This window comes from Pseudomonas sp. BF-B-15 (assembly GCF_019946675.1).
Lineage (GTDB): Bacteria > Pseudomonadota > Gammaproteobacteria > Pseudomonadales > Pseudomonadaceae > Aquipseudomonas > Aquipseudomonas migulae.
Map to the genome: position 1 here is coordinate 1 of NZ_JAGYFZ010000138.1, position 12,778 is coordinate 12,778.

Sequence of the window (12,778 nt, forward strand, 5' to 3'; positions counted from 1 at the left end):
GGCTATAGCAGGAGGTGTGCCAACGGGGGGAGGGCCGGTTTAGAGGGGGGTTGAGGTTTGAGTGAGCAGAAATCCGCTTATTGGAAATTGGGTGTGAGCGGATAATTGCTTACCGGCTCTTGGTTTTGTGTTGTCTGTGCCGGCCTCATCGCGAGCGGGCTCGCTCCCACATTTGAATTGTGAACACTGGACCAATGTGGGAGCGAGCCTGCTCGCGATGAGGCCAGTTCAGGCAATGGATATTTCAGGTCTCCTACAAAAACATCTCGCGGGTCAGGCCATGCCGCTGCATCTTTTCATTGAAGGTGCGGCGCGGCAGTTGCAGCTCTTCCAGCACCGCTTTCACATCGCCCTTGTGTCGCGTCAACGCCGCGCGCAGGCAGTGCGCTTCGAACGCTTCCTGCTGCGCTGCCAGCGACTGCCCCGGATCGATGCCCACAGGCGTGGGCTCTTCCAGCCCCAGCACTTGCCGTTCGGCCACGTTCGCCAGTTCGCGCACATTGCCCGGCCAGTCGTGGCTCAACAGATGGCTCAACTGCGGGCCGCTCAGCGGCGCAAACGTGCGACCCAACCGCTCGGCGGCCTTCTGTGCAAATGACTCGAACAACAACGGAATGTCTTCGCGTCGATCACGCAACGGCGGCAAGCGCAACTCGGCGACGTTCAGCCGATAGGCCAGATCCTCGCGAAAACGCCCGGCCCGCGCCTCGTCCAGCAAATCCGGTTTGGTCGCAGCGATGATGCGCAAATCCACGCGAATGCTCTGATTGGAACCCAATCGCTCCAGCTTCTGCTCCTGCAGCACCCGCAGCAATTTCACCTGCTGGGCCAGCGGCATGCTTTCGATTTCATCGAGAAACAGCGTGCCGCCATCGGCGTATTCAAGCTTGCCGATGCGTTTGCCTTGAGCGCCGGTGAACGCGCCGCTCTCGTGCCCAAAAAGCTCGGCTTCGAACAATTGCTCGGGAATCGCCGCACAGTTCAGCGCGACAAACGGCTTGTCGGCACGCGGACCGAAGTCGTGCAGGCAGCGGGCGACCAGCTCCTTGCCGCTGCCGGTTTCACCGCGAATCAACACGTTGACCGGCAACGCCGCCAGGTCCAGCACTTGTCGACGCAGCGTCTGCAAGCCACGGGACACGCCGAGCAAGGTTGCGTCGAGTTTGGCGCGGTTATCGGCCTGCTCGTGCAACGCGCGGTTTTCCAGCACCAGTCGGCGCTTGTCCAGCGCACGGCGCAGGCTGCCGAGCAGGGTTTCCGGGCTGAAGGGTTTTTCGAGAAAGTCGTAGGCGCCATCGCGCATCGCATCGACCGCCATCGGCACATCGCCGTGGCCGGTCAGCAGAATCACCGGCAAGTCGGCATCGCGGCGCTGCACTTCGGCGAGCAGTTCCAGCCCGGTCATGCCGGGCATGCGCACGTCGCTGAGGATCACCCCGGGGAAATGCTTGGGCAGCAGAGCCAGGCATTCATCGGCGCGGCTGAACAACTGCACCTCGAAACCCGACAGGCTCAGCCATTGCTCGACGGCACTGCGGATGCTGCTTTCGTCGTCGACCACCATCACAGAATTCAGCATGCGCCAGGCGCCTCCGGATCGATGGGCAGGGTGAGGGCGAACACCGCGCCGTTGTCGTGATTAGCGGCGCTCAGGCGTCCGCCCGATTCGTGAACGATGGCAAAGGATACGGCCAGACCGATGCCCAGGCCATCGCCCACCGGTTTGGTGGTGAAAAACGGATCGAAGACCTTCGACAGATTTTCTTCGGCGATGCCGCCACCGTTGTCGATGACGCTCAGACGCCACAGTTGTTCGTCGGCTTCGAGGCGGATTTCCAGGCGTTTGCAGGGTTTATCCTGCATCGCATCCAGGGCGTTGCGCAGCAGATTGATCAGCACCTGCTCCAGGCGAATCGCATCGCCCCGCACCCACGCCGGGCGTGTCAGGTGCAGCACGGTGCTGACTTGCTCATCGCGCAGGCGCGTGTCGAGCAGTTGCAGCGATTGGTCCACCACCGAAGCCAGGTCCAGGCGTTCGCGCAAGCCGCTGGGGCTTTTGCGGGCGAAGGTTTTCAGGTGGCCGGTGAGGGCGGCCATGCGCGTCAGCATCTCATCCACCGGTTTCAGTGCCTTGTAGGCGTCGTCGACACGGCCGTGATCGAGCAGCAACCGCAGCGTCGCCAATTGCATGCGCTGGGCGGTCAATGGTTGATTGATTTCATGGGCCAGCGCTGCCGACATCTGGCCGAGGGCGGCAAGTTTGGCCGATTGCACCAGACCGTCCTGCGCCGTGCGCAGGTCGCGGGTGCGTTCTTCCACTAACTGTTCGAGCTCTTCGCGACTGCGCTGGCGCATCTTCGCCAGGCGCCAGCGCTGGTTGAGGAACAGCAACAGAAACACCAGCGTCAGCCACAACCCGGCAGCGGCGAGGGCGGCATTGCGACTGTCTTCGAACGCCACCTGCGGACGACGCAGCAAGTGCAGCGTCCAGCCCTCGGCGGTCAGCGGCAGGGATTCCCACAGGTAATCCGCTTTGCCGTCCGGGCCTTCGACCCGCGCCAGTTCGCTGTTGTCGTCAAAGCGCCGCAATGTTTGATAGCCGAGCAGCGTCAGCGGCTGCTTGTCGTATTGGCGGGTGGCCTTGAGTTCGGCGTGGTCGCTTTCACTCAGCGGTTTCAACTGGCGATAGCGCCAGCCCGGTTGATTGGCGATGAAGATGATCCCGCGTGCATCGCTGACCAGCAGCGTGTCGCTGCCCTGACGCCATTCGCGCTCCAGTTCGGGAAATTCGAGCTTCACCACCATGGCGCCGAGAAACTTCCCGCCGTCATCGGTGACGGCGCTGGACAGGAAGTAACCGGGAATCCCGCTGGTCACGCCCACTGCATAAAAACGCCCGGTGCCCTGGGTGCGGGTCTGGCTGAAGTAGGGGCGAAAACCGTAGTTGTGACCGACGTAACTGCTGGGCAAACGCCAGTTGCTCGCCGCCACGGCGAGGCCGGTGTGATCGAGCAGTTCCAGGGTCGAAGACTCGGCGGCGCCATTGATCTTTTCCAGTTTGCGGTTCAGCGCGTCCTGCTGTTCCGGTGTCACCGGACCGTTTAGCGCCGAACGCAGCTCCGGGTCCAGCGCCAGCACGGCGGGCAGGGCGCGGTAGCGTTCGATCAGGGTGTGCAGGGACGTGGCGTACAAGCCCAGTTGCAGATTGGCGCGGGCGGCATCTTCCACTAGGGCCTGACGCTCGGCGTGGCGCATGGCTAGCGTGGCTGCAAGGGCTGCGCCTGCGAGGATGATGAAGGTGTACAGCGTCAGGCGCAGGGTACGGGAAATCGAAATCATGGAACGCGAGTCGGACTGGCGATAGGAGGCGCAAGATAGCATGTAGGTTATCTCGCGCCAGCTCTCATCTCATGCCATCGGTTGCCTTCCTTATCGGTCAGTGGTTGACAGTCACGCGCGCACGTTTCATATCTTCTGGCAGTCGACCCAATGACTTAATCCTGGGTTTGCCATCGTTCAGATCATCAAAATTCAAATGTGCTTCACGCATTCTGTTTGAGAGTCCGGTTTGTTCGGTCGGGCTGCCGGTGGGCTCGGCATTAAGGTGTTGAAGCATTCTTGGTGTATTGAGTACGAGGTTTTCAAGCAAAGAGACGCCACCTACCTCATCGGCATCGATCTCATAAAAGTAATAATCATCTTGCGATTGTGCTGCATAAAACAGCACCCCTTCGAGTGTCTCCGCGACAGTCAACGCTTCGCTACTGATCATTTTGCCAATGGAAGTGAACTCGGTTGAGGGGTTGAACCCATCCCTTAGCACCTCTTCAGGGAGGCGCCGATCTGCCCGGTACACTTTGCCGCCGAAGCTGGTCCTTTCCAGCAGGTTTGCATCGTTCCAGTAGTGAACGGGTTTATCGGGGTTCGCATTCAAAATATCGAGGACGGTATTTTGATCATTTGTTGGTGAGGGGGGCGGGACGGGGCTGTCAGCAGAACCCGGACTGGATTCGCCCGGTGAGTCATGGCTTGCAAATGATTCCGGTGAGTCCTGGTAATCCATTGACTCATCGTCTTCCAGCTCTGAAGCAGGCAGCCCGATCGGTGGCAGGCCATACTCCGCTCTGATTACTGGTTCGATCTCCAAAAATGCATCTACAGCTTCTTCGAACGGCCCCCACATACGCCCATCAGAATCTGTCCTGCAGACAGGGTTGTTTCCACAGAAGCAATACAAGTTCAAGCCGTCAACCGAGCCGGCTGGATCCGGATTCACCCACCGCCCCAACCACGGCGCAAAATACCGAAACCCATAATAATAAAGCCCACACGCATCCCGTTCCTTGCCCGAATACCGAACGGTCTTGTAATCCGCATCGACCTTCGACCGCGCCACCCACCACGCCGTACCGCCATAGGGGTAATAACCCTCGTGGCTGATCACACCCGCGTGTTTATCCAGTTCCAGGCTGCAAGACCCCAGATGATCATCGACGCTGTAGCGCAACTGATCAGCCTCGATATCGCCGGGCTTGCCCTTGACCCAATGCAGGCACCGCACGCTGCCACGGGCCAGAGGAACGCAGATGACGTGAAGTTCTTCGTCGTCATCGCTGGTGCGCACTTCCAGCCCCGGAAGGTAATGAACGACACGCCGATGTGTCACGGCATGGGCCTGTTGGCTGCTGAACTTGGCCACCCGTTCACCGGCCGCGTTGTAGCGATACCCTTCAGCGTCATCGGCCTCGGTCGGGCGGCCGACGGTGGTCACGCTTTGCAACTGATTCAACGCGTCCCTGGTCATCGGCTGTGCACCGGGGGACAGGTATTGCTGGTTGCCGTTTGCGTCGAAATTGCGTGGGAAGTCCGGCTCGTCTTCACCGTCGTTCCACGGCAAGGCGCGGTTGCTCTGCGGATCGACGCGCAGCTGTTGCCTGAACGGATTTCCATCACTGACATGACGCAGTTCGGTACGGTTGCCGCTGGCGTCGTACTCATAGAATTCGGTGAAGTTGAGCAGCCGCGCGGGGTCGATAGGGCAGGGCGTGATCAGCTCCGGCAAGCCGGGGTTCTGACCGGCATTGGCAGTCTCACGACCCGTGGCGCAGGTCAGTTGGTAAAGACTGTCGTAGGTGTAAGTGTTTTCTGCCGCTACACGCTGGTTGGCGAAGAACGTGACGGGTTGGGTGTGGTCCACTATCCGCAGAATGTTGCCGACCGGGTCGTACTCATAACGCAAATCCTGTAAACGAACACCTTCCGGCGTGGTGGCGGTCAAGCGCTTCAAGCGGCCTCTCGCTGCCTCATAGGTCGCGCTGCTGGTGACGTCGTTGCCGGTGATCTGAGTCAGCAGTTGACCTTCGGCGTTGTAGCTCGCCGCTTTCAACAGCGGTTGTAGATCTTGAGAGTCGAGGGTCAGGTCAATGCGTTGCAATTGCCCGGCGCGATCAACGCTGAAGTGTTGTCGATGACCGCCGGCATCGGTCTGTTCAAGCACTTGCCCCGACGGCCCGATGCGGCTCGCGGTCATGTAGCCCGCGCCGGGTTGCAGCAGGGCGTCGCGTTCCGCTTCGACGACGGGCCAGTGGGGATGAACGTCAGACTGATCCGGCAGAAACCGTCGGCGTTGGCGGATAACGCCGCCGTTGAGCGCTTGCTGGTCGAGCCACACCACACCGGCCCGATCATCGTGGCGGATCAATTGTCCGCACTGATTGCGCTCGGCGAACTCACCAGCGTTGTCGGCGTAGGTCAGGCGTTCGACAGTACGTAAGGTCGAGTCTCGGGTTTGTTCAAGGACTGCCGTCAGACGTCGCTGTGTGTCGTACTCGTTCTGCCAATGGCTGCCTCGACCATCCCAATGCTCGCGCATGTGCCCGGTCCTGTCCGGTAAGCCCAGGCGCCATCCGGCGTCGCGACTTTCAGTGAACAACGCCGCGCCAGACAGGCTGTAAACCGTGGCCATGTTCGGACGGGACGCGGGCGCGAGGAAGCGCGGATCCCGTTGCGCTACTAGGCGACCGGCGCCGTCATGTTCCTGAGCCGTCACCAGCGCTTCGGGCCTGAGCTCCGCCGCGTCTCGCCGCCAGTACGCGACCTGACGGACTGGCAGGCCACGGTTGTCGATGACAGCCAGTTGTGGCGTATGCGAATGGATGCTCATGTTCAATGGAGCGTTCTGTTGGTTCGGCGCTTTTCGGGTGGTGGCGGCTCAAACAGATCATTCTCGTCAAACGCCACGGTGCACCAGATCCAGTACCACATCTCCCGGCGCAGCGGTTTCAGCTCCGGTGGATCACCTTGCAGCATTTTTTTCGCCAGCACGGTTTCGGTCGGACGCCCTGCGGCATCGTAGAACTGCTGGTCGTGATAGGCGTGTTCACGCATTGAGTGGTCTTTGATGTTAATCCACCTATCCGCAAAGTACGGCCGGTAGATCCGTACTTTTTCACCCTTGTTGTTGTATTCGACCGGCTCGCTGACCCGCCAGCGTCGCGCGGCTTCGGCTTCCTGCGGGGTGCCATCGTCCTTGAGTTTCAAGGTGCCGTCGTCGGCCACCACCCAAGCCTTGCCCGGTTCGACCTCCTGCTTGGTTTGCAGCACCCGGCTGAAGCCGTCCTGATGTCTGATGGCGATGCGAATCTGTAACTCCGGATCGCCGGGATAACGGTCTGCTTGCAGGATCGCGATGTGCACCGGCTCACGATGGGCGGCATCGACGTATTGTTGGAGAAGTCGCTCGGAGGGTGTGGGGGCTTCGAGATCGTGCAGATGCTCGCGAGCGCGATCGCAAAGGTGGCCGCTGGGTAGCACAAACCCTTCTGCCAGCGCCCAGCTCAGCCATTCAGCGGTGGGCGGCTCGGTTGTCGGCAGACGGCCCATCCAGCTGAACGCGTCGCTGAACATGGCCATGGCGTAATTGCCGATGGCGACAAAGGGCGATTCGATGGCATGGGCCGGACTGCGGTCGTCGGGGCGCACGTAGTCGCTCAGCGGGTCGAAGCCGACCGCCTCACCCAGTTCGGTGCCATAAAAACTGGTGACCAGCACTTCGCCAAAAGCGTTGTAGCGCGCTTCCTGGGTGTTTTGATTGGGGTCTTTGATCGCTGCGGGCAGAAACGTGCAGTAATCAGTGTCGACGATCTGAGTGATGCAACCGTCCGACAATTCGATGGACGTGTGCCGGCACCAGTAACGGTCGTATTTGACTTTGGTGGTGCCGTGGCTTCGGGTTTGCTGGAAGTGCCGGACGTTGTAAAAACCTTCTGGCCCGTGATAGCTGGGGAAGCCACGGTGAATCGACCACAGGTATTCCTTCGCGTCAGTCGGGTCGGTGGGCTCCGACTGCTCAACTTCAGGCAAGAACCACTCCATGATGTGGTAACCCACCTCGGGTGATTCGAGCTTTTCCTTGAGGTTGAAGGGCATGTTGCCGTCTTTGTCGATGAGCTTGTAATAAGCGCTCAAGGCCCTGTGATCCAGTTCGGCAATCTCCACTTGGGCCGGCAGCGCATGGACAGTTGCCGTGCCTTGTTCCAGGGTCTGACCGTTGAGAGGATCGGTGTAGAGCTGCATCGACATGCCCGCGAGCACCGACTGCTTCGCCCATTCACCCTCGTCCTTGCTCCACTCCAGAAAGTTCTCGTGGTGGATATCTTTGATACTCAACTGCGCCTTTTCCAGCACCAGCGCATTACTGCGCTCCCGATACGGCAACCCCAGTCGAAAAGGTATACCCGGCTTCCAGGTCGCTTCGTCGTACACGTGAATGAATTCGGCCTTGGACTCGGTCAAATACCAGCACTGCTGCGCCTCATCGTGGGCATCTTTCCAATAGCGGTTTTTATGCTCGTCTTCAAAGGGCGGCGTTGCGTCGGTTTTGCGCCGGGCGTAGTAGACGATCATCGCGTGGAGCACGCTGCCGAACTCGTCCCATTTCAGGCTGAGGCTGTGTTCGCAGCGCGGGTCGTCCGGCAGTTCAGGTTCGTACTGATAGCTGATCGATTCCAGCGCCATGGGTTGCAGCACGGCATAGGGGTAATGCTCGCTTTTTGCTCGCAATAGGCGTACCTGATAGCGGGCTTCCGTCACTGCATACGGCACAACCGGGTTATCCCGAGCGAAAATTTCAGAGCGCAGCGTCGAGCCACTGAGCGCACGTGCGATCTGGCGGGCCGTTTCTTCGTCAGGCTCCAGCGGTTCGCCGGCCCTGTCGCGCGCGTGAAAGCGTTCCAGTTTGGTGGCTTTCAACGCAACAGCCTGCGCATCGCTGCTGTAATACCCGTCCCTTGGCGGATCAATGGTCTTGCCCGTGTGAAACCAGGTTTTACTCAAGATCGGCGCGGTGAAGCCCCGGCTTTTGCGTTCCGCCTCGGTAGCTTCGGTATCGGTCTGCAATAACAGGCCAAAACCACGGAACTCCCGTTCAAAGGGGTCGTAGTAACCCAGGCGGTAACTCATGAGCTGGGTCAGTTTATTGCCGGTGATTTCATCGATCTGGGTTTGGCGCTTGACCAGATGCATGGCGAACGGCACACCGGACTCGACGATTTTGTCTTTATCGATCTGATGGTGCTCGTATTCCTCGTCAAGGAACTCCTGTGCCGAACTGCGATAGTCGATGAGGCTGAGCGTGCCCATGTTGTTGTTGCTGCGGTTGACCAGATACGGTTTGGCTTTGACGAAATCGTAGCGCCAGTGCCGGGGCGACATGTGCGGTACGGTCAGGACCAGACTGGTGCAACCCAGCCCCAGCAGGTCCGCCGTGGTGACCTGGCACAACCGGTCGTAACGCACGCCTTCGGGCCAGGGCAGAGCAATTGGCTCAGTGGAGAAACCTTTGCCGCAGTGGTTCATGAACACCAGGAACCGATCGGATTCCAGATAGATCAGGTCAGTTGCCCCCGAACCATCCAGATCCGCCAGCAAGACTTGTGAAGCATTGAATGACTCGTAAGGAAACGTCGGGGTGCTGAGCACTATTCGTTTACCAAAACGCCCGTGACCGAGGTTGGGCCAGCACTCCAGGCTGTTGTGGCGCAGACGAAACAGGTGCTGTTTGCCGCTGCCCAGTACATCACTGAAACCGACCACTTCGGTTTCGGAATTGCTCGGCAATGGCAGGGCATCGTCGTTGTCGTGCTCTACATTTCGGCCGGCACTGAACCCTTTGTCATCGCCCAGATTGGTGTACAAACGCACACTGTTGCTGCCGATCAGGGCCACGTGAGTGCGACCGTCGCCTACCAGGTCGGCCATCTGCGCCTGAGGATGGAAGTACTCCAGCGGGAAGGCTTTGTAGGGGACAAATCCTGACCACTGGCGGTCAGGGTTCATGGTGAAGCAGCCATTCATGGTCGGCGCGTGTACACCCCATTCGAGCTTGCCGTCACCGTTCAGGTCGGTGAGCGTCTGACGCAGCGATTTACTGCTGTCGGCCAGCGGAATGTACGGCAGTTCAGTCAAGTCGCCGTAGCGAATGTCATCACCGCCGCTGTCGGCCCGATGAACATCACGGAAGTACCAGGCCTTGTCGTAGCGACATAAAATGCCGGGCATGCCTTTGCCGTACAAATCCACCAACTGGTAACGCTGACCGTCATTGAGGCCTGGCATCTGCGGGAACGCTTTCCAGCCGGGTTGATCGGCTTTTTTCAGATCGAAGGGCGCGTAGCTGAATTCGAACGGTGGTCGGCTCTCGACATTGCCTTGTTTATCGTAGGCCTGAAGATGAGCGGCAGTCAGGTGGTTGTATTCCAGCGTACCCTGGCGGTGCTGCAAAAAAAGCCGTTGAACCAGCTTTGGTGAGTCACCCAGTTCGTTGCGGAAATGGTGAAACATCAGCACCTGCCGACAGAGGCGCCGCGTGCCCAGTTCGAATCCGTAATCGTGATTCCAGAACGGGTCGCTGCGTTCGAGCCATTTGTCGTGCTGATCGCCTCCCTGCAAGTACTCGGGGCCGTAGACCGGTATTTGCGTCAAGTCGTGGCTGCGTTCGCCGTAATCGAACAGCAGATGAAAGTGGAAATCGACGTCTTTCCAGCCACCGTCCTTCAATGAGTACAGCTCTGACTCCGCCACCGAATTGCCGTACAGCACTCGCTGCAAATACCGCTGGGCACGGTAGTCGCGAAAATCGGGCGCGACCGGGTTCTGCGTTTCGGCCTTGTATTCATAGACGATGTGCTCGCCCAGAGTCGTGACGGTTTCGTCCAGCAGCCAGACCCCGACGCGTTCGGGCTCCAGGGGTTTGTTTTCGTCCCTGGGTTCCGCCCGGCGCGAGGCCAGCGTCTTGCCATAGACATGGCGATTGCCATCGGGGCTATGAATCAACCAGAAACCGGCCGCATCGTCGTCACTGACCAGCCGTTCGATTTTGGCAAAACCGCCCTCGATGCGTGGCTGATAGCGAATGGCTCGATAGTTTGTTGTCCCGAGAGTGACGGGTCTGTCAACGATCTCGCCCTGGGCATCCAGCTCCGGCATCCAGGTTTCGCCATCGGCGCCGACCATCAGATCCTTGCGCTTGTCGTACAGTGGAACGCCCTTGCTCGTGCGCACGGTTATCGCATTCACGGTCAAATGCCAGCCGATACCGAAAATACTGTTGCCCACGTGGCTGCTGTAGCTCAGCGAAAGAGCCGGCACCAATTCCCGATTGGGAGCCTGGGAAATGGGCACCGGTATGGCCAACGAGGCCGAACCTGTAGTCCCCACTGCTCCCCAGCCGCCAAAACTGGCAATGGCGCCGCCGATTTTCGGTTGGGCAGGGGCTGAAATATTGATAGTGCCTTTTTGTTCTTCCGTGGCCATTTCCGTTTCCACCTGACAAGGACGCACAAGTGCATTCAACTTATCAGGGGCAGCGGCGGCTGTGACCTGTCATATCTGACAGGTCAGCCCTGTTAGCCGGGGAAATTCCGGGATTACTCCAGGCGAAAAAAAACCGGTCTGTCGTCACCAACAGGCCGGTTTTTTCAGGGGCGTTTCAGCGCAACTTACTGCACTTCCACCGCCAGACTCTCACTGATCTTTTTCTGCCAGATGGCAGGACCGGTGATGTGTACCGATTCACCTTTGCTGTCCACCGCAACCGTCACCGGCATGTCCTTCACGTCGAACTCGTAGATGGCTTCCATCCCCAGTTCAGCGAAGGCCACCACGCGGGATTTCTTGATGGCTTGTGCCACCAGATAAGCCGCGCCGCCCACTGCCATCAGGTAAACGGCCTTGTGGTCCTTGATCGCGTCGATTGCGGTCGGGCCGCGTTCGGATTTGCCGATCATGCCCAGCAGGCCGGTTTGCTCGAGGATCTGACGGGTGAACTTGTCCATCCGCGTCGCGGTGGTCGGGCCAGCCGGGCCAACCACTTCTTCGCGCACCGGATCAACCGGGCCGACGTAGTAGATGAAGCGACCTTTCAGATCCACCGGCAGGGTTTCACCCTTGTTCAGCATCTCGACCATGCGCTTGTGCGCAGCGTCGCGACCGGTGAGCATCTTGCCGTTAAGCAGGACGGTTTCGCCCGGCTTCCAGCTCTGCACGTCTTCCGGTGTCAGGGTGTCGAGGTTGACGCGACGGGCCGACGGGCCGGCTTCCCAGACGATTTCCGGGTAGGCGTCCAGCGGTGGCGCTTCCAGCGAAGCCGGGCCGGAACCGTCGAGCACGAAGTGCGCGTGACGGGTGGCGGCGCAGTTCGGGATCATGCACACCGGCAACGAAGCGGCGTGGGTCGGGTAATCCATGATCTTCACGTCGAGCACGGTGGTCAGGCCACCGAGGCCCTGGGCGCCGATGCCCAGTTGGTTGACCTTCTCGAACAGCTCCAGGCGCATCTCTTCGATACGGTTGGACGGGCCGCGCTTTTTCAGCTCGTGAATGTCGATGGATTCCATCAACACTTCCTTGGCCATGACGGCGGCTTTCTCGGCGGTGCCGCCGATGCCGATGCCGAGCATGCCCGGTGGGCACCAGCCGGCGCCCATTTCCGGAACGGTCTTCAGTACCCAGTCGACGATCGAGTCGGACGGGTTGAGCATGGCCATTTTCGACTTGTTCTCGGAACCGCCGCCCTTGGCCGCCACGTCCACTTCCACGGTGTTACCCGGAACGATGGAGTAGTGGATAACGGCCGGGGTGTTGTCCTTGGTGTTTTTACGAGCGCCCGCCGGGTCGGCGAGGATCGAGGCACGCAGGACGTTTTCCGGCAGGTTGTAAGCCCGGCGCACGCCTTCGTTGATCATGTCGTCCAGGCCCATGGTGGCGCCATCCCAACGTACGTCCATGCCCACGCGAACGAACACGGTGACGATGCCGGTGTCCTGGCAGATCGGGCGGTGGCCGGTGGCGCACATGCGCGAGTTGATCAGGATTTGCGCCATCGAGTCACGGGCCGCTGGCGATTCTTCGCGCAGGTAGGCTTCGTGCATCGCCTGGATGAAATCCACGGGGTGGTAATAGGAAATGAATTGCAGGGCGTCGGCAACGCTCTGAATCAGGTCGTCTTGCTTGATCACGGTCATGAGTCGCGCTCCTCTAAAAGACGGGAACATTCAATAAGGTGCTTGCAGCTTGGGTGCATCGGTCGGTTGCAAGCACCTTTCAAGGCACGCCGGCATGCTGGCGCGACGCTAAAAAGGCGCGGCAGTATAACGCGCCTCGCAGGCGGGCACACGCGCCGGCAGTCAATCGTTGGTCGTACAGATCAAGCTTGCGAACGCGCACTCACCTGTAGGAGCCGGCTTGCTGGCGATGGCGGTCTGACATTCAACATTAACGT

The 12,778-nt window shown here is 59.8% G+C and carries 5 protein-coding genes; all 5 read right to left on the reverse strand.

Annotation, left to right across the window (positions count from 1 at the left end; genetic code table 11):
- Positions 1-253 precede the first annotated feature (253 nt).
- The 5 genes from KGA97_RS27145 to KGA97_RS27165 all read right to left on the reverse strand — a co-directional run bounded on the left by KGA97_RS27145 (position 254) and on the right by KGA97_RS27165 (position 12,521).
- On the reverse strand, positions 254-1,579 hold the full coding sequence (locus KGA97_RS27145) for a sigma-54-dependent transcriptional regulator (RefSeq protein WP_223481833.1): 1,326 nt from the start codon (positions 1,577-1,579) through the stop codon (positions 254-256).
- The gene (locus KGA97_RS27150) at positions 1,573-3,339 is read right to left on the reverse strand and encodes an ATP-binding protein (RefSeq protein ID WP_223481834.1); all 1,767 of its coding nucleotides are present in this window, start codon (positions 3,337-3,339) and stop codon (positions 1,573-1,575) included. The genes KGA97_RS27145 and KGA97_RS27150 overlap by 7 nt, the downstream gene beginning before the upstream one ends.
- A 97-nt stretch (positions 3,340-3,436) precedes the next feature.
- Positions 3,437-6,163, reverse strand: a complete 2,727-nt coding sequence (locus KGA97_RS27155) for an RHS repeat domain-containing protein (RefSeq protein ID WP_223481836.1) — start codon at positions 6,161-6,163, stop codon at positions 3,437-3,439.
- A gap of 2 nt (positions 6,164-6,165) precedes the next feature.
- Positions 6,166-10,812 (reverse strand): SpvB/TcaC N-terminal domain-containing protein, encoded by a 4,647-nt coding sequence (locus KGA97_RS27160; RefSeq protein WP_223481835.1) that lies wholly within the window; start codon positions 10,810-10,812, stop codon positions 6,166-6,168.
- Positions 10,813-10,997: 185 nt separating this feature from the next.
- Positions 10,998-12,521, reverse strand: a complete 1,524-nt coding sequence (locus KGA97_RS27165; protein ID WP_150633235.1) for a fumarate hydratase — start codon at positions 12,519-12,521, stop codon at positions 10,998-11,000.
- Positions 12,522-12,778: the final 257 nt, after the last annotated feature.